This is a genomic window from Phenylobacterium sp. (genome assembly GCF_041913825.1).
Lineage (GTDB): Bacteria > Pseudomonadota > Alphaproteobacteria > Caulobacterales > Caulobacteraceae > Phenylobacterium.
In genome coordinates this window covers 1-21,211 of the sequence record NZ_JAYSEO010000033.1, presented here as the reverse complement: position 1 = coordinate 21,211, position 21,211 = coordinate 1, and the positions used below count along the sequence as shown (strand labels likewise).

General features: G+C 69.3%; 14 protein-coding genes. 5 read left to right on the top strand and 9 right to left on the bottom strand.

The features are described from left to right. Window position 1: 1 nt before the first annotated feature. The 9 genes from ACE3Q8_RS20865 to ACE3Q8_RS20825 form a co-directional block, all read right to left on the bottom strand. Window positions 2-1,222 (bottom strand): CpaE family protein, encoded by a 1,221-nt coding sequence (locus ACE3Q8_RS20865; protein WP_374472529.1) that lies wholly within the window; start codon window positions 1,220-1,222, stop codon window positions 2-4. Between the two features lie 6 nt (window positions 1,223-1,228). Then, window positions 1,229-1,582: a CpaD family pilus assembly lipoprotein gene (locus ACE3Q8_RS20860; RefSeq protein ID WP_374472527.1), complete on the bottom strand. Its 354-nt coding sequence runs from the start codon at window positions 1,580-1,582 to the stop codon at window positions 1,229-1,231. Window position 1,583: 1 nt separating this feature from the next. Then, window positions 1,584-2,924, bottom strand: coding sequence for a type II and III secretion system protein family protein (locus ACE3Q8_RS20855; RefSeq protein ID WP_374472525.1), 1,341 nt, complete (start codon window positions 2,922-2,924; stop codon window positions 1,584-1,586). Next, window positions 2,921-3,799 (bottom strand): Flp pilus assembly protein CpaB, encoded by an 879-nt coding sequence (cpaB, locus tag ACE3Q8_RS20850; RefSeq protein ID WP_374472523.1) that lies wholly within the window; start codon window positions 3,797-3,799, stop codon window positions 2,921-2,923. The genes ACE3Q8_RS20855 and cpaB overlap by 4 nt, the downstream gene beginning before the upstream one ends. Window positions 3,800-3,805: 6 nt before the next feature. After that, window positions 3,806-4,297 carry a prepilin peptidase gene (locus ACE3Q8_RS20845; RefSeq protein ID WP_374472521.1) on the bottom strand — a complete coding sequence of 164 codons (492 nt, stop codon included), beginning with the start codon at window positions 4,295-4,297 and terminating at the stop codon, window positions 3,806-3,808. 34 nt (window positions 4,298-4,331) lie between these two features. Beyond that, window positions 4,332-4,523: a Flp family type IVb pilin gene (locus ACE3Q8_RS20840; RefSeq protein WP_374472519.1), complete on the bottom strand. Its 192-nt coding sequence runs from the start codon at window positions 4,521-4,523 to the stop codon at window positions 4,332-4,334. 265 nt (window positions 4,524-4,788) lie between these two features. Continuing rightward, the gene (locus tag ACE3Q8_RS20835; protein WP_374472517.1) at window positions 4,789-6,105 is read right to left on the bottom strand and encodes a pilus assembly protein TadG-related protein; all 1,317 of its coding nucleotides are present in this window, start codon (window positions 6,103-6,105) and stop codon (window positions 4,789-4,791) included. Then, window positions 6,102-6,512 carry a TadE/TadG family type IV pilus assembly protein gene (locus ACE3Q8_RS20830; protein WP_374472515.1) on the bottom strand — a complete coding sequence of 137 codons (411 nt, stop codon included), beginning with the start codon at window positions 6,510-6,512 and terminating at the stop codon, window positions 6,102-6,104. The genes ACE3Q8_RS20835 and ACE3Q8_RS20830 overlap by 4 nt, the downstream gene beginning before the upstream one ends. Beyond that, on the bottom strand, window positions 6,509-6,931 hold the full coding sequence (locus tag ACE3Q8_RS20825; RefSeq protein WP_374472513.1) for a TadE/TadG family type IV pilus assembly protein: 423 nt from the start codon (window positions 6,929-6,931) through the stop codon (window positions 6,509-6,511). The genes ACE3Q8_RS20830 and ACE3Q8_RS20825 overlap by 4 nt, the downstream gene beginning before the upstream one ends. Window positions 6,932-7,475: 544 nt before the next feature. Between ACE3Q8_RS20825 and ACE3Q8_RS20820 the strand changes: the two genes are divergently transcribed. The 5 genes from ACE3Q8_RS20820 (at window position 7,476) to ACE3Q8_RS20800 (ending at window position 21,132) form a co-directional block, all read left to right on the top strand. After that, on the top strand, window positions 7,476-16,430 hold the full coding sequence (locus tag ACE3Q8_RS20820) for a beta strand repeat-containing protein (RefSeq protein WP_374472511.1): 8,955 nt from the start codon (window positions 7,476-7,478) through the stop codon (window positions 16,428-16,430). A gap of 191 nt (window positions 16,431-16,621) precedes the next feature. Then, window positions 16,622-18,697: an N-acetylglucosamine transferase gene (locus ACE3Q8_RS20815; RefSeq protein ID WP_374472509.1), complete on the top strand. Its 2,076-nt coding sequence runs from the start codon at window positions 16,622-16,624 to the stop codon at window positions 18,695-18,697. Between the two features lie 40 nt (window positions 18,698-18,737). Next, on the top strand, window positions 18,738-19,514 hold the full coding sequence (locus ACE3Q8_RS20810; RefSeq protein WP_374472507.1) for a class I SAM-dependent methyltransferase: 777 nt from the start codon (window positions 18,738-18,740) through the stop codon (window positions 19,512-19,514). Next, window positions 19,514-20,389 carry a hypothetical protein gene (locus ACE3Q8_RS20805; RefSeq protein WP_374472505.1) on the top strand — a complete coding sequence of 292 codons (876 nt, stop codon included), beginning with the start codon at window positions 19,514-19,516 and terminating at the stop codon, window positions 20,387-20,389. Before ACE3Q8_RS20810 ends, ACE3Q8_RS20805 begins: the two co-directional genes overlap by 1 nt. 17 nt (window positions 20,390-20,406) lie before the next feature. Beyond that, window positions 20,407-21,132 (top strand): class I SAM-dependent methyltransferase, encoded by a 726-nt coding sequence (locus ACE3Q8_RS20800; RefSeq protein WP_374472504.1) that lies wholly within the window; start codon window positions 20,407-20,409, stop codon window positions 21,130-21,132. Window positions 21,133-21,211 lie beyond the last annotated feature (79 nt).

Below are 21,211 nucleotides of genomic sequence, written 5' to 3'. Positions count from 1 at the left end.
GCTAGCGCCCCAGCAGCCGCTTCATCCACGAAGCCGCGCCTCCTTCGGGTGCGGCGTCCACCGGCGCCACGCCGGCCAGCAGGGCCGGCAGCTTGCGCAGCGCCGTCTCGGCCGGGCCGCCTCGGGCCGCGGCCAGCAGGGGCTTGGCCTCCTGGGCGGCGGCCTCGGCCATCTTGCCGTCATGGGGAACGACGAGGTCGAGCTTTGCGCCGACGCCGCGCTCGAACTCGGCCTGCGGCACCTCGCCGGACGTGCCGCCGACGCGGTTGGCGATGAGCAGGATGCGTCCCTCCGGCCTCAGCCCCTTCAGGAGGGCGAGCAGCCGCTGGGCGTCGCGCATGCCGGCCAGGCTGAGGTCGGTGACCACGCCCACGGTCTCGGCGCGCGCCAAAAGATCCCGGGAGACAGCATCGGTCCGCCGGGGCAGGTCCACCACCACCGCGTCGCAGTCGTCAGCCAAACCGCCGAGCAGCGCCTGGAGCCCGGCGGAGGCGAGCGTGACCTCCTCGTCCAGCGGCTCCTCGGCGCCGAGCACGCGCAGCCGTTCGCCATGCTGCACCATGGCCGAGCCGATCAGCAGGCTGTCGATCCGGTCGGGGTTGCTGAGGATCTCGCGCAGCCCGCGACCGGTCTCCAGGTCGAGGCTGAGGGCCGCGGCGCCGAACTGCAGGTCGAGGTCGAGCAGCACGGTCTTCTGCTGGTGCTCGCCGGCCAGCGCCCAGGCGGCGGAGACTGCCAGGCTCGTCGCACCGACGCCGCCGCGCGCGCCCACCAGGGCCATGACGCGGGTCGGACGCGCCGGCGCAGGCTCCGGCGCCTCCGTGCGGCGGGCGCGGGCGATAGCCTCGGCGAGCGTCTCGGTCGCCACAGGCTTCACAAGATAGTCGCTGACCCCCATCCGCATGAGCGCGCGGTAGAGGCCGATGTCGTTGGCCTGGCCGAGCGCGATCACCCGGGTGTGCGGCTCGCACACCTCGGCGAGGGCGTCCATGGCGGTGAGCACGTCGTCCGCATCGCTGGCGTCCACCAGCAGCACGGCGGGGGCGGGCGCATCGCGTAGCAGCTCGCGGGCGGCGGCCGCGCCGCCTTCCCGGACACGCGAGGCCGGCCAGCCGAACTGGGCGGCGGCCTGGCGGACGGCTTCACGGGTGACGTCGTCAACCACGGTGGCGAGGAAGGTGGGCGCGGTGTCGGGCGCGCCGGCGAGGAGCGGTAGGGCCATGGCGATCTACTCCTGGGCTGCGCCGCCGGAGGCCGCGCCGCCGGCCGAACCGCCCGTGGTCTGGGTGGCGGGCAGAGCCTTGGTTTCGCCGGCGCGATGGCGGCCAGCGGCGGCCATCGCGGCGTCGCCGCGCGGCGGCCCCGGCTCGGCGCCGGTCACCAGGTCGCGCGGGTCTGCGATCATGGCCTGCAGGTTGGCCAGGGTGGCGCAGCCGAACCCCGGCGTGGCCTGGTAGTCCTCCACGTCGAGCGGATCCGCGCAGGCCGGCGCAGGGGGCGATAGCGCCGCGGCCGGGGTCGCGGCCCTCGGGGCGGCGCAGGCCGATAGGGCGAGCAGAGGCAGGATGATCGCGAGGCGCATCTCAGCCCTCCTTCCTGGCCGGCGGTTCAGCCGCCGCCGCCGCAGCGGCCTTCGGCCGCGGCGGATCGGTCGGGGCGGCGAGCCGCTGGCTCACGGGTTTCACGAGGTAGGGCGTGACGATGATCACCAGCTCGGACTCGTTGCGCTGGAAGCGCTTGGACCTGAACAGCTCGCCCAGGACCGGGATGTCGCCGAAGCCGGGCAACTGGCGCACTTCCTTCGACATCTGGTTCTGGATCAGGCCGGCGATGGCGAAGCTCTGGCCGCTGCCGAGCTCGACTGTGGTCTCGGCGCGTCGGGTGGTGAGCGCCGGGACGGTGAGCCCCTCGACCGTGACGGCGCCGGCCTGCGAGAGCTGGCTGACCTCGGGTCGAACATTCAGGCTGATCCGGCCGCCGTCCAGGATCGTCGCCACGAAGTTGAGGCTGATGCCGAACTGTTTGTAGCTGACGGTGATCTGGTCCGGGCCCTGGGAGACCGGGATCGGGAATTCGCCGCCGGCCAGGAAGCTCGCCGGCTCGCCCGACACGGCGGTTAGGTTCGGCTCGGCGAGGACCGTGAGCTGGTTCTTCTGTTCGAGGGCTTCGATCAGGACATTCAGGTTCAGGCCACTGTCCGGATCGAACAAGCCGCCGGCGATCGCGCCGACGCCATTGGGCGGGCGATTGATGACCCCCGGCTCCGGGAAGAAGTCCGTCCCCGTGGCGAAGCCCAGCACGCCGCCTTCGCCGACCTGGACGGCGGTCTCCCAGTTGAAGCCGAGCTGGCGGGTCGCATCGCGCGACACCTCGGCCACCCGGACCCGCAGGTTGATCTGGTTCGGCGCCTCGACGGTCAGCCGGTTGATAATCGGGCTGGCGCCCGCCTTCTCGTCGGCTTGCACGAACAGGCTGGCGATACGCAGCACGTCGTCGCCCTCGGCGGCCGAGGCCACCTTGCCGGTCAGGATCAGGGCGCCGTTGGCGGCGGCCACTTGCACCTCGGCGCCCGGGACCTGCTGGCGCAGCATCTGCTGCAGCCGGGCGTGGTCGTAGCCGACGGAGATCGCCAGGTTGGCGATGCTCTCTTCCTTGGCGTCGAGGGCGAAGAAGCTGGTGGCGCCGGGCGCCTTGCCGATCACGTAGACCAGGGTCGGCGACTTCACTTGCACGTCGGCGATCTTGGGATCGGCGATGAAGACGGTGGCCGCGGGCCGGGTGAGCCGCATCAGTCGACCCTTGCCGACCTCGAGCGCGAGCTGGGTCTCCTGGCCGGCCACGACCTCGGCGGCCGCACGGGCTTGCGTCGCGGGAGCAAGCAGGGCGGCGGCGGCGAACGCCGCAGCGAGCGCGCGCGATTTCATTGGCCGGCTCCGACGGTCGTGGACTGGCTGCCGCGGAAGACCTGGACAGTGGGGGCGGGCGGCCGCGGGGCCGGCGCTGGCCGCGACGGCGCCACGGGGGCGGCGGCCGGACGCGCGGCGCTCTGGGTGGCCTCGCGGTCGGAGGTGCGGGTGACCACCCGCGGCTCGGCCGTGGCCACGCCATCTCCCAGGCTGCGCAGGCTGAGGCTGAGCTTGCCCAGCTCGCTGACCACCGCCACCACCTCGGCGTTCTTGGGCGTGACTTCGAGGGTGGCGGTCTGGGGAACCACGACCTCCTCGCCCTTGGCCAACCGCTGGTCGGTGGCCAGAACGCGGACGTCGGTGAGCACGGTCTCGCTCACGAAAGGCTGGCCGTCGCCCAGGCTGCGGCTGAGGATCAGGTCCACGTGGTCGCCGGGCTGGACAAAGCCGGCGACGGCGGCGCTGGTGGTCACGTTCACGGTGACGGCGCGGTAGCCGGGGCGCAGGACCGCCGCCATGAAGCTACGGTCGCCCGGCTTGGCCACGCGGGTCGCGGTCAGAGGCTCGCCGGCGTCCAGGCTGGTGCGGACGACGGCGCCCGCGAGCTGCTCGGGCGTGGCGTTGGCCTGGGTCAGGTAGCCAGCCGTCGAGGCATCGGCGGGCCAGTCCTGCCAGCGGACCTGCTCCGGCTTCAGCAGGGTCCCGGCCGGCAGGGCGGTGGCGGCCACGAGCACGCGGGCTCCGGCGGCGGGCGCCGCCGGCGTCGCCTCGGCGCGGGCGTCGGCTGCGGCCTGGCGCACCGCGCCCTGCAGCCACTGCTGGGTGAGGACGACGGTGCCCCCCGACATCAGCAGCGCGAGGCTGAGAACCTTCAGGCGGCGGGCGGTAAGCAACTGAACTCAGGCTCCCTGCAGGAGAGGTGCTAATCGGACGACGCAGACGCATGCGCCGCCGAGCGCCAGCGGGACCCCGAAGGGCATGGGCTGGCGGAAATCCTGTGCGACCGGCTCGGGCGGCCGGGGAAAGAAGCGCCGGGCGGGGCTCAGCAGGACCGCCGCCAGCGCTGCGCCGCTGACGGCGGTCACGACGGCGAAGTTCGAGAGCAACCCCGGTCCGGCCCAGAGGGCGGCGGCGGCCGCCAGCTTCACGTCGCCTCCGCCGACCCAGCCCCGCGAGAACAGGGCCACGCCGACGAGGAGGAGGGCGAAGCCGGCGGCGGCGCCGGCCAGCCAGGTCCCGAGGGGCAGGCCGGCCGCGGCGAGGAGGTAGCTCCCCGCCACGAGCCCGCATGCGCGGTTCGGGATCCGGTAGCGCCGCAAGTCGCTGACGCCGGCCCACATCAGCCCTGCCATGGCGGCGGCGAGGCCGCCGGCCAGGAGGATCTGCTGCACGGGCGTCACGCCTGAAGCGCGAGAGGCTGAGGCGTTAGTCCGCCTTCTCCTGAGCCACTTCGTGGCCGAGGCCCTTGGCGACGCCGTCGAACTTTTCCTTCACGCCGGTTTGAATGTTCGGCAGGGCCGCAACCATCGCGAGCGCGATGAAGCCGGCGATCAGGCCGTACTCGATGGCGGTGGCGCCGCTGCGGTCGCTGGCGAGCTTCTTGAGGATCTTGGTCATTGGAATGCCCCTTGCTGATGTGCATCGGGATTGTGGGGCAAGTGTTCGAGGCCGCCCCTCCGACCCGAACTGGAATACAGATGGTGTTAACCAATCGCAATGGTTGTGGTCTGCGACATTTCGGACCACCCAGGGTACATAGAGAAGGCGAGGACTAGTAACGAGCGGTCCGGAGCGACATGCCGCATGGAAGTCAACTTCGCTCCGCCACGTTTTGGCCCAAAACGGGCCAAATGGTCTAAGGTGAAGCTTGGCTCTAGCGTGACTATTCCATGAGCTTCACGCTGGCGCCGCCAAAGCCACGCGTGCCTTTGCCGGCGCAGTTGAGCGCGAGCTTGCCGGAGCCGCTGAACTTCAGCTTGTCGGCGATGAGCTGGGTGCAGCCGCCGCCGGCGGTCATCCCGTTGCCGTTGAAGTTAAGAGTCTGCTTGGGGAAGTAGAGGGCGCCGGTGAAGCTGCTGTTCGCGCCACCGTTGATCTCGTTGTCGAACGCCCCGGTCTTGCGGTCCTGGAAGAACAGCACGCCGGGCAGCCCCGCCTTCGCGCCGTCCACCGGCGCCGAGAGAGTCACGTTCGACCCGCCGTTGATCTTCACCTTCGCCGGTGCCGCCGTCCCGTCGCTGGTCAGCACGAAGGTTACGCCTTCGCCCACCACGGTGGTGTCACCGTTGATGACGAGATCGCCCCCCTTCACCACATAGAGCCCGGGTTCGAAGACAACGCCCGTCTTCTTGCCGCTGCCGCGGGCAGGGCCGTTGATCGTCAGACCCCTGCAGAAGACGTGGGTTCCTCCGGCCGTGCCGAGCCGCTGCGGCGGGTCGGTGGATGCGCGCGCCTCGACCACCTTGGCGGTGGTCTCGTTGCAGCCGCTGTAGGGCGGGATCTTGAGATCGGCGTATGGGTCCGCGACGGCCCTGACGCCTGTGGTGGCCGACGGCTGGAGCACTGCGCCGCCGTTCAGGGTGGCGCCGCCGACCACCTCGATGCTCTTGGCCCGCACCGTGCTCGCGCCGTTGGCCAGCAGCGCCCAGGCGTGGTTCGAATTGCCGTGCATCGAGCAGCCGTCGAGGGTGAGGTCGAAGGCGCCGTTCAGCCAGATGGCCTGCAGGGCGGTGGGGTTCAGCGACAGCACGCAGCCGTCGCCCGCTGCGCCCTGGGCGGCCACGGCGCGCGCCTCGATGACGTAGGCGTCCCTGGTGATCAACTGCGAGAAGAACCGCTGGAACGGCCGAGTGACGACCACCTCCACTGCGCCTGCCGCGGGCTGGCCGCCCGGCGCGGCGTACTGCGGAAGCAGGGTCACCGTGGTGGAGATCCCGCCGCCCTCGAGCCCGTAGCCCGCGACCACGGCCTTGCCCTGGTCCTCGGTGGCGGCGGCGCCGGCGCCCTTCCAGAGCGCCACGGCGGCCGTGTAGGCCGCGGAGTCCGCGGCCGCCTGGGCCCGGCGCTGCGCGGCGTAGGCTGCGCCCACATCTACGCCCAGGCCGACGAACCCCAGGCCCACCACCATCAGCAGGCCGGTGACCACCGCGGTCGCCCCGGTGCGGTCGTCTGCGATTAGGCCGAGCGATGTGCGGCTCATGCGACGCGGCTCCGGCAGGCGGCGGCCGTGATGGTCCGCCGGGCGCCGAAGATCGGCCAGAGGATCCACTGCGGCGAGGCCTCGGCCGTGATGCGGGCGCCGCAGGTCGGGTCGGCGACGACGGTGACGGCGATCGGCAGCGTCGGCTCGCCCGGGGCCGGCAGCAGCAGGCCGGTCCTCGCCTGCACGTAGGCGGTGATCTTGGCGGCGTCGCCGCAGACGTCGGGCCGCACGGCGCTGCAGCGCGAGGCGTCCTGGACCGCATACGTGAGAGTGGACTGCACCCAGGCCAGGCGCGCGTACTCCATCGCGCCCAGCAGGAAGAGGAGAAGGAGCGGCAGGATGAGTGCGAACTCCACCGCCGTGCCGCCGCGGGTGCAGGCCGCGACCCTGCGGGCCAGCGTCATGGCGTCCTCGCCGTGGCGGTCGCCGTCAGCGCTTCAGGCATGGCCAGTCCGGCGCCAGGGGTGATCGGGACGAAGGGCAGGGTGGCGGTCACGGTGACGTAGGGAGCGCCGCCGGCGGGATCGGCGCAGTCCACGATCTTGCCGCCGGCCACGCAGCGGATGCGTCGCTCCGGGAGGGCCACCGTCTCCGGCAGGTCGGTCGCGCTCTCTGCGGCGGCCCGCACAGCGGCCGCGTCCCACGGGTGGTTGAGCGCGAAGTCCACGCCCGCCTGGGCCGTGGCGTTCACCTGCATGGTCTGGAAGACCAGCCGCGAGGTGTCGAAGAGCCCGCCCAGGATCAGCAGGAGAATCGGCGCGAGCAGGGCCATCTCCACCGCGGCGGCGCCGCGGCGGTCCTGTGCGAATCGGGCGAAAGGCATCCGAAGTCGGGTCAAGACGATCCGTGGGGTGAGCAACCGGACCGGGCTTCCGGCAGGTCCGACACGCGCGTGGCGTGCATTGGACAACTACCGGGCGTGGCCTGCGCGCTCGCCCCTGCAAGATGTCGCAGCAGTAAATCCATCCCGCAGAACGGGAATCCCCGCAGATAGGCGAAGCTTCCTCCGACCACGGACCAGAAGCTGCGCCGTATCGGCCCAATACATTGCAACCGCTCGGCTTTGAGCTTGGCCTTGGCGTCTCGCCGCAAGGCGGCGGCCGTCGGAGCTCAATTGAGGCGAAATCTAGACGGTGCGGCAACCTGCCACAGTCTGCGCAAGTCCTCGCAGGAAAAATGAGGCGGTGCTGCGTCCTTCGGCCTCAGCCTGGCGTGCAACGGCGCAGGCGGAACGACTCAGTGTAACGAGATGGTAAGGGACTCCTGATCTGCGTAGCGGGTGCGAAAAGCACCAGTGCGAGTTTGTGTTCTTCTTTTTTCTTAGCTGACCGACCAATCCCGGCGCCTACACTCGACAAGGTGGACTAATGGGTATCTCCAGCCTCTCGACGCAGCAGATCGCGGCGCTGTCGGTCACGACAATCCAGAACCTGTCGACCACCGACATGAGCCAGCTCTCGTCGGCTCAGGTCGGGGCGCTGAGCACCACCGGGATCTCGGCGCTGAGCAGCACCCAGGTCAATGCGATCACCGCGAACTCGGTGAAGGGGCTCACGGCCAACCAGATCCCGTACTTCCAGAACGCGGTGGTGTTCGACACCACTCAGCTCGGGATGTTCAACTCGATCCAGATGGGGGCGCTGACCACCACCCAGGTCACCAACTTCGACACCACCCGGCTGACGGCGCTGAAGTCGACGCAGCTCGCGGCGCTCTCCTCCACCAGCCTGGCGGCGCTGGATTCCACCCAGATCCAGGGGCTGACCTCCACGCAGGTCAAGGCGCTCACCAACACCCAGATCCGCGGCCTGACCGCGGCCGACATGGGCGAGTTCACCTCGACCCAGCTCGGCTCCCTGACCACCTCGCAGATCCGCACCTTCGACTCGACCCAGTTCTCGTCGCTGACCACCACCCAGCTCGGCGGCCTCACCTCGACCCAGCTCGCCTCGGTCACCGCGACCAACCTGTCGGCGCTCGACACGGCGCAGATGCAGGAGCTGACCTCCACCCAGCTCAGCGGCCTGACGGCCACGCAGATCCGGGGCCTGTCCTCGGACGACTTCGCCGAGCTGTCCTCCACCCAGGTGGCGGGCTTCAACGCCACCCAGCTCGGCGCGCTCAGCACCACCAATCTGAACTCGCTCGACACGGCCACCTTCCAGCAGCTCACCACGACGCAGCTCAAGGGCCTGACGACCAGCCAGCTCTCGGGCCTCGCGGCCGCCGACATGGCGGAGTTCACCACCACCCAGCTTCGCGGCCTCGCCTCGACGCAACTGGCGGCCCTGACCACTTCGAGCGTCGGCGCGCTCGACACCACCCAGATCCAGGCGCTCGACACCACCCAAGTGAAGGCGCTGACCTCCACCCAGATGCGCTCGTTGAGCGACTCTGACGTGGCGGAGTTCACGTCGACGCAGATCTCGTCGCTGACGGCCACCCAGCTCGGCGCGCTGACCACCACCGCCTTCTCGGCGCTGGACACGACGCAGATGCAGGCGCTGACCACCACCCAGGTGAAGGGCCTGACCAGCAGCCAGCTCTCGAGCCTGACCACCGATGACGTGGCCGAGCTGACGACGACCCAGCTCCAGGCCCTGTCCGCCACCCAGGTGGCCGCGCTCGGCGCCACGAATCTTGGCGCCCTGACTACGACGCAGGTGCAGTCGCTCACCACCACCCAGGTGAAGGGTCTGACGACCGCCCAACTGTCGGGCCTGACGACCGACGACATGGCGGAGTTCACCTCCACCCAGATCTCGGCGCTGACGGCGACCCAGCTCGCCGGCATGGGGGCGACGAACTTCTCCGCCCTGGACTCCACCCAGGTGCAGGCGCTGACCACGACCCAGGTGAAGGGGCTGACGCTCGCCCAGCTCCAGGGCATGAGCACGGACGACGTGGTCGAGCTCACTTCGACCCAGCTCGGCGCCCTGACGGCCGCTCAGCTCGGGGCGGTGACCACCACCAACCTGGCCGAACTCACCACCACCCAGCTCCAGGGCCTGACCACCACCCAGATCGGCGCCCTGACGACGACGGCGCTGTCCAGCCTCGACAGCGATCAGCTCGGCTCGCTGAACAGCACCCAGATCCGCGGGCTGACGGCGTCGCAGATCCGCAACCTCGATGCCGCCAACTTCGCCAAGCTGACCTCGACGCAGCTCTCCACGCTCACCTCGACCCAGGTGGGCGCGCTGTCGACGACGAACCTGTCGTCGATGGACACGACGCAGGTCCAGGCGCTCGACGCCACCCAGCTCAAGGGGCTGACCGGGACCCAGCTCGTCGGCCTGACCACCGACGACATCGCCGAGTTCACCTCGACCCAGATCGCCTCGCTGACGGGCACCCAGCTCGCCGGCATGGGCTCGACCAACTTCGCCGCCCTGGACACCACCCAGGCCCAGGCGATCACCTCGACCCAGATGAAGTCGCTCACCACCCAGCAGCTCGCCGGGATGAGCACGGACGACGTGGCGGACCTGACCACGACCCAGCTTCAGGCGCTGTCGGCCACGCAACTGGCCGGCATGGGATCCACCAACTTCACGGCGCTGACCTCGACCCAGGTCCAAGCGCTGACGACGACCCAGATCAAGGGGCTGTCCACCGCCCAACTCGCCGGCATGGCCACCGAGGACATGGCGGACTTCACCTCGACCCAGATCCAGGCGCTGAGCGCCGCGCAGGTCGCCGGCCTCGGGGCTAGCAACCTCTCCGCCCTCGACACGACCCAGATGGGCGCGCTGACGACCACCCAGATCAAGGGGCTGACCACCACCCAGCTCCAGGGCCTGGCCACCGCCGACATGAGCGAGCTGACCTCGACCCAGCTCGGCGCGCTCAGCACCGTCCAACTGCAGAAGATCGCCTCGGAGAACATCGCCGAGCTGACCTCGACCCAGCTTCAGGGCCTCACCTCGACGCAGATCGGCGCCCTGACCACGACGACGCTTTCGGCGCTCGACACCGACAAGATCGGCGCGCTCACCACCACCCAGCTCAAGGGCCTGACGACCAGCCAGCTCCGCGGCCTGGACGCGGCGGAGTTCGACAAGTTCACCTCCACCCAGGTGACCGCGTTCAGCGCGACCCAGCTCGGCGCCCTGTCGACGACTAACCTGTCGTCGCTGACCACCACCGAGGCGCAGGCGCTCGACGCGACCCAGCTCAAGGGCCTGACGGCCACCCAGATGGCCGGCATCAGCACCGACGACGTGGGCGAGTTCACCTCGACCCAGATCGCCTCGCTGAGCGCCACCCAGGTCGCCGGCATGGGCTCCACGAACCTGTCGGCCCTGAACACCACCCAGGCCCAGGCGCTGACCACCACCCAGATGAAGGCGCTCACCACCCAGCAGCTCGCGGGGATGAGCACCGACGACATCGCCGACCTGACCACCACCCAGCTCCAGGCGCTGTCCGGCACCCAACTGGCGGGCATGGGCTCGACGAACTTCGCGGCCCTGAGCTCGACCCAGGTGCAGGCGCTGACGACGACCCAGATCAAGGGCCTGTCGACCGCGCAGCTCTCCGGCATGGCCACCGAGGACATGGCGGACTTCACCTCGACCCAGGTCCAGGCGCTGACCGCCACCCAGGTCGGCGGGCTGGGGGCGACCAATCTTACGGCGCTCAACTCGACCCAGATGGGCGCGCTGACCACCACCCAGGTGAAGGGCCTGACCACGGCGCAGCTCGAAGGTCTCACGACCGACGACATGGCCGAGCTGACCTCCACGCAGATCGGCGCGCTGACGCCGGCCCAACTGCAGAAGGTCTCCTCCACCAACCTCGGCGAACTCACGACGACCCAGCTCCAGGGCCTGACGTCCACTCAGGTGGGCTCGCTGACGACCACGACGCTGTCGGCGCTCGACACCGACCAACTCGGCTCGCTGAACACCACCCAGCTCCGCGGCCTGACCGCGACCCAGCTCCGGACTCTGGACGCGGCGGACTTCGACAAGTTTACCTCCACCCAGGTGACGTCGCTGACGTCGACCCAGCTCGGCGCGCTGTCCACGACCAACCTGTCGTCCCTGACGACCACCGAGGCGCAGGCGCTCGACGCCACCCAACTGAAGGGCCTGACCGGCACCCAGCTCGCCGGGATCAGCACCGATGACGTGGGCGAGTTCACCTCGACCCAGATCGGCTCGCTGACGGCCACCCAAGTGGCCGGCATGGGCGCGACCAACCTGTCGGCGCTCAACACCACCCAGGCCCAGGCGCTGACTTCGACGCAGGTGAAGGCGCTGACCAACACTCAGCTCGCCGGGATGACGACGGAAGACGTCGGCGACCTGACGACGACCCAGCTCCAGGCGCTCTCGGCGACGCAGCTCGCGGGCATGGGCTCCACCAACTTCAGCGCCCTGACCTCGACCCAGGTCCAGGCGCTGACCACGACCCAGATCAAGGGCCTGTCCACCGCCCAGCTTGCCGGCATGGCCACCGAGGACATGGCGGACTTCACCTCGACGCAGATCCAGGCGCTCTCGGCGACCCAGATCGGCGGCATGGGGGCCACCAACCTGTCCGCGCTCAACTCGACGCAGATGGGCGCTCTGACCACCACCCAGGTGAAGGGCATCACGACGGCCCAGCTCGAAGGTCTCACGACCGACGACATGGCCGAGCTGACCTCCACGCAGATCGGCGCGCTGACGCCCGCCCAACTGCAGAAGATCAGCTCGACCAACCTGGCCGAGCTCACCACGACCCAGCTCCAGGGGCTGACCTCGACGCAGGTCGGCTCGCTGACCACGACGACGCTGTCGGCGCTCGACACCGACCAGCTCGGCTCGCTGAACACGACCCAGGTGGCCGGCTTCACGGCGACCCAGCTCCGCACGATCGACTCGGCGGACTTCGACAAGCTCACCTCGACCCAGGTGACGGCGCTGAACTCGACCCAGCTCGGGGCGCTCTCGACGACGAACCTGTCGTCGCTGACCACCACCGAGGCCCAGACGCTGACCAGCACCCAGCTCAAGGGCCTGACCGGCACCCAGCTTGCCGGCATCAGCACCGATGACGTGGGCGAGCTGACCTCCACCCAGGTGGCCTCGCTGAGCGCGACCCAGGTGGCGGGCATGGGCTCGACCAACCTGTCCGCCCTGAACACCACTCAGGCCCAGGCGCTGACCACCACCCAGGTGAAGGCGCTGACCAACACCCAGCTCGCCGGGATGACGACGGAAGACGTCGGCGACCTGACGACCACCCAGCTCCAGGCGCTCTCCGCCACCCAACTGGCGGGCATGGGCTCCACCAACTTCAGCGCCCTGACCTCGACCCAGGTCCAGTCGCTGACCACGACCCAAATCAAGGGCCTCTCCACCGCCGAGCTCGCCGGCATGGCCACCGAGGACATGGCGGACTTCACCTCCACCCAGATCCAGGCGCTGACCGCGACCCAGATCGGCGGCATGGGGGCGACGAACCTCTCGGCTCTGAACTCCACCCAGATGGGCGCGCTCACCACCACCCAGGTGAAGGGCCTGACCACGGCGCAGCTCGAAGGTCTCACGACCGACGACATGGCCGAGCTGACCTCCACGCAGATCGGCGCGCTGACGCCCGCCCAACTGCAGAAGATCAGCTCGACCAACCTGGCCGAGCTCACCACGACCCAGCTCCAGGGGCTGACCTCGACGCAGGTCGGCTCGCTGACCACGACGACGCTGTCGGCGCTCGACACCGACCAGCTCGGCTCGCTGAACACGACCCAGGTGGCCGGCCTGACCGCGACGCAGCTCCGCACGCTCGACGCCGCCGACTTCGACAAGCTCACCTCCACCCAGGTGACCGGCCTGAGCTCGACCCAGCTCGGGGCGCTGTCGACGACCAACCTGTCGTCGCTGACCACCACCGAGGCCCAGACGCTGACCAGCACGCAACTGAAGGGCCTCACCGGCACTCAGCTCGCGGGCGTGACGACGGACGACATCGCCGAACTGACCTCCACCCAGGTGGCCTCGCTGAGCGCCACGCAGGTGGCGGGTATGGGCGCCACCAACCTGTCGGCCCTGAACACCACCCAGGCCCAGGCGCTGACGACAACCCAGATCAAGGGCCTGACCACCGCCCAGCTGGCTGGGATGACCACGGAAGACGTGGCCGACCTGACGACCACCCAGCTCCAGGCGCTCTCGGCGACCCAGCTCGCGGGCATGGGCTCGACCAACTTCACGGCCCTGACCTCGACCCAGGTCCAGTCCCTGACGACGACCCAGATCAAGGGTCTGTCCACCGCCCAGCTTTCCGGCATGGCCACGGAGGACATGGCCGACTTCACCTCGACCCAGGTCCAGGCGATGTCCGCCACGCAGGTGGCGGCCCTTGGCGCGGCGAACCTGTCGGCGCTCGACACCACCCAGATGGGCAGCCTGACGACGGACCAGGTGAAGGGGCTGACCAACACCCAGCTCCAGGGTCTCAGCACTGACGACATGGCCGAGCTGACCTCGACCCAGCTCGGGGCGCTGAGCGCCGCCCAGATCCTGCAGATCTCGTCCACCAACCTGGCCGAGCTGAGCACGACGCAACTGCAGGGCCTGACGTCCACGCAGGTCGGCGCGCTGACCACCACGGCGCTCGCCGCCTTCGACACCGACCAGCTCGGTTCGCTGAACACGACCCAGGTGGCCGGCCTGACGGCGACCCAGCTCCGTGGCCTCGACCCGGCCGAGTTCGACAAGCTCACCTCCACCCAGGTGACCGCGCTGAACTCGACCCAGCTCGGCGCGCTGTCGACGACGAACCTCTCGTCGCTGACCACCACGGAAGCGCAGACGCTGACCAGCACCCAGCTCAAGGGCCTGACGGCCTCGCAACTGGCCGGCATCAGCACCGACGACGTGGCCGAGTTCACGTCGACGCAGGTGGCCTCGCTGACCGCCACCCAGGTGGCCGGGATGGGCGCGACGAACCTGTCCGCCCTGAACACGACCCAGGCCCAGGCGCTGACGACCACTCAGATCAAGGGCCTGACCACCGCCCAGCTGGCTGGGATGACCACGGAAGACGTGGCCGACCTGACGACCACCCAGCTCCAGGCGCTCTCGGCGACCCAACTGGCGGGGATGGGCTCGACCAACTTCGCGGCCCTTAGCTCCACCCAGGTCCGGTCCCTGACCGACACGCAGCTCAAGGGCCTCTCGACCGCCCAGCTCTCCGGCCTCGCCACCGACGACATGGCGGACTTCACCTCCACCCAGGTGCAGGCGCTGACCGCCACCCAGGTCGGCGGCATGGGGGCGACCAATCTGTCGGCGCTCGACAGCACCCAGATGGGCGCGTTGACCACCACCCAGTTCAAGGCGCTGACCACCGCCCAACTGGAGGGGCTGACGACCGATGACATGGCGGAGATCACCTCCACGCAGCTCGGCGCCCTCACCGCCGCCCAACTGCTGGCGATCACCACCACCAACCTGTCGGAGCTCAGCACCACCCAGATGCAGGGGCTGACGTCGAGCCAGATCGGCGGTCTCACGACCACCGCGCTCGCGGCGTTCGACACCGACCAGCTCGGCTCGCTGAACACGACCCAGGTGGCCGGCCTGACGGCGACCCAGCTCCGCGGTCTCGACGCGGCCGAGTTCGACAAGCTCACCTCGACCCAGGTCACGGGCCTGAACTCGACCCAGCTCGGCGCGCTGTCGACGACGAACCTCTCGTCGCTGACCACGACCGAGGCCCAGACCCTCACCAGCACGCAACTGAAGGGCCTCACCGGCACCCAGCTCGCGGGCATCGCCACGGACGACGTGGGCGAGTTCACCTCGACCCAGATCGCCTCCCTGACTGCCACCCAGGTGGCGGGCATGGGCGCCACCAACCTGTCGGCCCTGAACACCACCCAGGCCCAGGCGCTCACGACGACCCAGATGAAGGGACTGACGAACGCCCAACTGGCGGGGATGACCACGGAAGACGTGGCCGACCTGACGACCACCCAGCTCCAGGCGCTCTCGGCGACCCAACTGGCTGGGATGGGTTCGACCAACTTCACCGCGCTCACCTCGACCCAAGTGCAATCCCTGACCGAGACGCAGGTGAAGGGCCTGACCACGTCGCAACTGTCGGCGATGGCGACCGAGGACATGGCCGACTTCACGTCGACCCAGATCGCTTCGCTCTCCTCCGCTCAGGTGGCGGCGCTCGGCGCGGCTAACCTGTCGGCGCTGAACTCGACCCAGATGGGCGCGCTCACCACCACCCAGGTGAAGGGCCTGAGCAACACCCAGCTCCAGGGCCTGAGCACGGACGACATGGCCGAGCTCACCTCGACGCAGATCGGGGCGCTCTCCGCCGCGCAGATCCTGCAGGTGTCCTCGACCAACCTGGCCGAGCTCAGCAGCACCCAACTGCAGGGGCTGACCTCCACTCAGCTCGGGGCCCTGAGCACCACCACGCTGTCGGCCTTCGACACCGACCAGCTCGGCTCGCTCAACTCGACCCAGATGCGCGGCCTGACGGCCACGCAGCTCCGCACCCTCGACGCGGCCGACTTCGACAAGTTTACCTCGACGCAGGTGAGCGGGCTGAATTCGACCCAACTGGGCGCGCTGTCGACGACCAACCTCTCGTCCTTGACGACGACCGAGGTGCAGGCCCTCGACGCCACTCAGCTCAAGGGCCTGACGGCGACGCAGATGGCCGGGATCAGCACCGACGACGTGGCGGAGTTCACGTCGACCCAGGTCGCGGCCCTGACAGCGACCCAGGTGGCCGGCCTCGGCTCGACGAACCTGTCGGCCCTGACCACCACCCAGGCGCAGGCGCTCACCACCACCCAGATCAAGGCGCTGACCAGCACCCAACTGGCCAACCTGACGACGGAGGACGTGGGCGACCTCACGACGACCCAACTGCAGGCCCTCACGGCCACGCAACTGGGCGGCCTGGGCTCGACCAACTTCGCCAGCCTGAACACCACCCAGGTGCAGGCGCTGACTTCGACCCAGATCAAGGGCCTGACCACCACCCAGGTGGGCAGCCTCGCGGTCTCGGACTGGGAAGAGCTGACGACCACCCAGGTCGCCGCGCTCACCACCCAGCAGGTCGCCGCCCTGACCACCTCGGTCATCGAAGCCCTGACGGCGACGCAGATCGGCGCGCTCACCACCCAGCAGGTGGCGGCCCTGACGGTCACGCAGATCGACCACCTGAGCTCGACCAGCATCCTGAACCTGACCTTCACCCAGGCCAGCGCCTTCACGGAGGCCCAGGTGCAGAGCTTCGACAAGGTCGGCGGCACGGACGTCGACCAAGGCCAGGTGGACGCCTACCTGCAGGTCACGTGATCCAGCGGAGGCCTTCTCCCGCTTCGGCGGGGGAGGGCCTCCGGCTGGGGTGCGGCGTGATGGCGCGACCGGCCTCCAGAGGCCTCGCGCCGATTGTCCGGACCGAACGGCGTGCGATGATTTCCTAGTCCGAATCGTCGCGCGGACCGGCCCCCGTCGGGGCGGGCGCGCAGGCAGATGCCGAGAGCTCGATGTCCGAGAACGCGTTCCTCGCCGCCATGCAGAAGATCACCACCGGCGCCTTGGGCATCGGCGAGGTGATCGACGCGGCGTCCAGGCTGTCCATGGCCGGCCAGTCGGCGGAGGCCCAGCAGCTCTACCAGGTCTGGGCGAAGTTCAATCCCGAGCACCCGCAGATCCAGGTGGCGCATTTTAACTGCGCGGTCCTGCAGAGCGACGCCGGCGACCTGGCGGGCGCGGCCCAGTCGCTGCAGACCGCGATCGCCATCGCGCCCGACTTCGCCCCGGCCTACATCAATCTGGGCGGCGTGCTGGAGCGCGGCGGCCAGCCGGAGCAGGGGATCGAGGTCTGGCGCACCTTGGTGCAGCGTCCCGGCGCGATCACCGGCAAGAACGTCGGCTTCGTGATCACCGCCCTAAAGCAGATCGGCCGGCTGAGCTCCGACACCCAGCGACCGGACCTCGCCGAGGCGGCGCTCCGCACCGCGCTCGAGATCAATCCCGAGCAGCGTGACGTCATTGAGCAGTTCTTCGCCCTGCGGCTCGGGCAGCTCGAGTGGCCGGTGATCCAGCCGTGGGAGAACGTCACTCGCAAGACGCTGATGGGCAACATCAACCCGTTGTCCATGAGCTGCTACACCGACGACCCCCTGTTCCACCTGGCCAACGCCGCCCGGTTCGTGGAGGCGGCGGTGCCGGAGCCGGACGAGAACCCCAACGACCGCCGCGACGCTCCCCTCGACATTTCCGACCGACGCCTGCGGGTGGGCTATGTCTCGTCCGACCTGCGCGATCACGCCATCGGCTACCTGATGGCCGAGCTCTTCGAGCTGCACGACCGTTCGAAGGTCGAGGTCTTCGCCTACTACTGCGGGATTCCGCCGTTCGGTGCGCTGCACGAGCGGATCAAGGGCGCCATCGAGCACTTCGTCGACATCCGCCAGATGACCGACGACCAGGCCGCCGCGCGGATCGCCGCCGACGGCGTCGACATCCTGGTGGACGTGAACGGCCACACCCGGGACGCCCGCAGCGCGCTGTTCGCCCGCCGCCCGGCGCCGATCATCGTCAACTGGCTGGGCTTCCCGGGCACGATGGGCTCGCCGTACCACCAGTACGTCATCGCCGACGACTTCATCGTCCCCCCGGACTCCGAGATGTACTACTCGGAAAAGGTCCTGCGGCTGCCCTGCTATCAGCCCAACGATCGCAAGCGGAAGGTGGACGAGCGGCGCCCGACGCGGGCCGAGGCGGGACTGCCGGACGACGCCTTCGTGTTCTGCTGTTTCAACGGCGTGCAGAAGTTCACCCGCTTCACCGTCCAGCGCTGGATGGAGATCCTGAAGCGTGTGCCCAACAGCGTGCTGTGGCTCCTGGAGTCCATCCCGGCCACCCAGCAGCGGCTGCGCGACTTCGCCGAGGCGAACGGGGTGGCGGCCTCGCGGCTGGTCTTCGCGCCGAAGATGCACAATCACCAGCACCTGGCGCGCTACCCCCTGGCCGACCTGTTCCTCGACACCGCGCCCTACGGCGCGCACACCACCGCGTCCGACGCGCTGTGGATGGGCGTGCCGGTGCTGACGACGCCGGGCCGGGGCTTCGCCTCCCGCGTCTGCGGCAGCCTTGTGCGCGCCGCCGGCTTGCCGGAGCTGATCTGCGCCACCCATGACGAGTACGTCGAGCGGGCGATCGAGCTGGCGAACGACCCGGCGCAGCTCGCCGCCCTCCGCGTCCGGCTGGAGGCGAACCGCGACACCTGCGACCTGTTCGACATGGACACGCTCACAAGCCGCCTGGAAGACCTCTACGAGGGCATGTGCGCCGACTACCTGGCCGGACGCCTGCCGCGGCCGGACCTGTCGGGCCTGAAGCCCTATCTCGACATCGGCTCCGGCCTCGACCACGAGGCGCTCGAGATGCAGGCCGTGCCGGACTACCACGGCTTCTACCTGGAGCGCCTGGCGAAGGCGCACCTTCGACGGCCGATCCCCGCCGACAACCTCCTGTGGACCGAAGACCGCGCGGCCTCCGCCGACGGCCAGGCCGCGCCGCCGGCGCGCGCCAGGCCCAAGCGCGTCGTCGCCTGAACCTCAACCCAACGACCAGCCCTCCGTCGAAAGCCCGCCGATGACGATCCTGCCGAAGCTCCACGAGATCTATAATTCGGCGGGCCTGAAGCCGCTGACCGGCCACTCCACCCAGCACATGTTCGACTGGATGGACGCGCCGTTCACCCGCTTCTTCGACGGGAACGGCATCGTCGGCTGCGCGGGGCTGTCGCTGTTCGAGATCATGTTCCTCGAGCACCTCCGCGACTACCTGAAGCCGAAGAACATCCTCGTGATCGGCAACGCTCACGGCTGGAGCACGGTGGCGCTGGCGCTCACCTTCCCGAAGGCGAAGATCGTCGCCATCGACCCTTACGAGCCCGGCATCGAGCTGACCAACAAGCTGGCCGCCGACCACAAGCTGAAGATCGCCGCTGTCGCCGGCCTTTCGCCCCAGGCGATCAAGCCGGCCTGCGCGGAGCACCTGGACGGCACGGTGGACTTCGTCCTGATCGACGCGGTGCATACCAACGAGGCGATCGTCACCGACTTCCTCGGCGCCCGGGAAGTGGCTGGCGACGACTGCGTCTACCTGTTCCACGACGTGGTGAACTGGAAGATGACCGAGGGCCTGAAGCAGAACCAGGCCGTGTCGGGCCTCCAGGCCCGGCTGCTGACGCGCACGCCGTCCGGCATGGCGGTGCTGTTCAACCAGGTCCCCGATGAGATGCTGGCCTATCTGGACTGCTTCTCGGACAACACCCAACTGCTCGCCGCCTACCGCGACCTGGTGCGTCAGACCATGGTCAAGGACAGCTTCGGCGACGCGCTGGCGAGCCTGCGGGGCGCCGCCTGATGTTCGTGGTGCAGGGCCCGGGCGTCACCTTCAAGCCAGGCCACCGCAAGGCGATCGTCTCCGTCGTCATCGGCGACGAGTACCAGGCCATCTGGCAGACCATGTCGCTTCCGAACTGGCAGGCCTATTGCGACCGCCACGGCTTCGACCTGGTGGTCATCACCGGCGCCCTGGACACGTCCGAGCGTGGGCAGGCCCGCTCGCCGGCCTGGCAGAAACTGCTGATCCTCGACCAGCCCTGGTCGAGCCTCTACGACCGAATCGTCTGGGTGGACGCGGACATCGTCATCTCGCCGACCGCGCCGGACATCACCCTGAGCTGCCCCGACCCTGGGCTGGTGGGCGTCTGCGTCTCGGGCGACCAGATGAGCGAGGCCGACAAGCACATCTACTTCGAGCGGCTCTACGGCATGGCGGTCGATCCCCAGGCCGCCGGCCGCGCCTGGCAGATCCACGAGGCCAACCGCCTGGCCGAGGACGGGATCACCGGAGAGGGCGTGCCGATGCTCAACACGGGCGTCATGGTGCTGACGCCTAGGCTCCACAACCAGGTCTTCCTCGACACCTACGCCATGGAAGGCAAGAGCCGGCTCTACGAGCAGCCGCACCTCTCGCACGAGCTGTGGCGCCGCGGCCTGATTCACCGCCTCTCGGCGCGGTTCAACTGGATCGTCCAGGAGATCCTGACGCTGCACTTCCCGCACACCACCACCGCCGCCGGTCCGCAGGAGCTCGCCGACATCGTCGGCCACATGCGCAAGGAGCTGGGCAAGTGCTACTTCCTGCACTTCGCAGGCAGCATGAACCTGCTCCGCTACATGGCTGGCCTCACAGCACAATCCGGCCAGGCGTTCACGCCGGCCGCCGCCGCCTGATCTGAAGGGACGCCCCCATGAAGAACGCCACGGCCGAGGTGATCGCCTTCAGCGAGCCCGCCATCTCCGTCACCCCGGTGCTGTCCCTGAGCGAGGCCGTCAAGGCCGCCTTCGAGGACGCGCGGCAGGAGAAGGGCAAGCTCTCGGACTTCGTCCTCGAGATCCAGGGGATGTCGGGCCGAAAGTTCCGCTACTTCCTGAACAACGTCATCGCCAACGTCAGCAACCCCCGCTACCTGGAGATCGGCTCCTGGGCGGGCTCGACCTTCTGTTCGGCGATCTTCGGCAACACGCTGAAGGCCACGGCGATCGACAACTGGTCGCTGTTCGGCGGCCCGGTGAACCACTTCTTCGCCCACCTGGCCAACTGCTGCTCGGTCCAGACTCGCACCAGCGTGCTCTTCGAGGACTTCCGCAAGGTCGACTACAAGACGCTGGGCAAGTTCAACGTCTACCTGTTCGACGGGCCGCACGAGTACCAGGACCAGTACGACGCCCTGACCTACGCCTGGGACGCGCTCACCGACGAGTTTGTGTTCATCTGCGACGACTGGAACTGGCCCGCCGTGCGGGCGGGCACCCTGGACGCGGTGCGTGACCTCGGCCTCGAGGTGCTCACCCAGATCGAGGTCCGCACCACCGAGGACGACACGACGCCGTCGGTGACCGGGCGGGAGAGCGACTGGCACAACGGCTACTATATCGCCGTGCTGCGGAAGAACGGGGCGACGGGCCGGGCCTAAGGGCCGGCCCTGGGGAACATCGAGGCCATGAAGCGTATCCTGGTCACCGGCGGCGCCGGCTTCATCGGCTCGCACCTGT

What these genes read in the sequence shown, in the direction of transcription:
- ACE3Q8_RS20865 (WP_374472529.1), bottom strand. Translation starts at nt 1,222, where the DNA reads ATGGCCCTACCGCTCCTCGCCGGCGCGCCCGACACCGCGCCCACCTTC.
- ACE3Q8_RS20860 (WP_374472527.1), bottom strand. Translation starts at nt 1,582, where the DNA reads ATGCGCCTCGCGATCATCCTGCCTCTGCTCGCCCTATCGGCCTGCGCC.
- ACE3Q8_RS20855 (WP_374472525.1), bottom strand. Translation starts at nt 2,924, where the DNA reads ATGAAATCGCGCGCGCTCGCTGCGGCGTTCGCCGCCGCCGCCCTGCTT.
- ACE3Q8_RS20840 (WP_374472519.1), bottom strand. Translation starts at nt 4,523, where the DNA reads ATGACCAAGATCCTCAAGAAGCTCGCCAGCGACCGCAGCGGCGCCACC.
- ACE3Q8_RS20835 (WP_374472517.1), bottom strand. Translation starts at nt 6,105, where the DNA reads ATGAGCCGCACATCGCTCGGCCTAATCGCAGACGACCGCACCGGGGCG.
- ACE3Q8_RS20830 (WP_374472515.1), bottom strand. Translation starts at nt 6,512, where the DNA reads ATGACGCTGGCCCGCAGGGTCGCGGCCTGCACCCGCGGCGGCACGGCG.
- ACE3Q8_RS20825 (WP_374472513.1), bottom strand. Translation starts at nt 6,931, where the DNA reads ATGCCTTTCGCCCGATTCGCACAGGACCGCCGCGGCGCCGCCGCGGTG.
- ACE3Q8_RS20820 (WP_374472511.1), top strand. Translation starts at nt 7,476, where the DNA reads ATGGGTATCTCCAGCCTCTCGACGCAGCAGATCGCGGCGCTGTCGGTC.
- ACE3Q8_RS20815 (WP_374472509.1), top strand. Translation starts at nt 16,622, where the DNA reads ATGTCCGAGAACGCGTTCCTCGCCGCCATGCAGAAGATCACCACCGGC.
- ACE3Q8_RS20810 (WP_374472507.1), top strand. Translation starts at nt 18,738, where the DNA reads ATGACGATCCTGCCGAAGCTCCACGAGATCTATAATTCGGCGGGCCTG.
- ACE3Q8_RS20805 (WP_374472505.1), top strand. Translation starts at nt 19,514, where the DNA reads ATGTTCGTGGTGCAGGGCCCGGGCGTCACCTTCAAGCCAGGCCACCGC.
- ACE3Q8_RS20800 (WP_374472504.1), top strand. Translation starts at nt 20,407, where the DNA reads ATGAAGAACGCCACGGCCGAGGTGATCGCCTTCAGCGAGCCCGCCATC.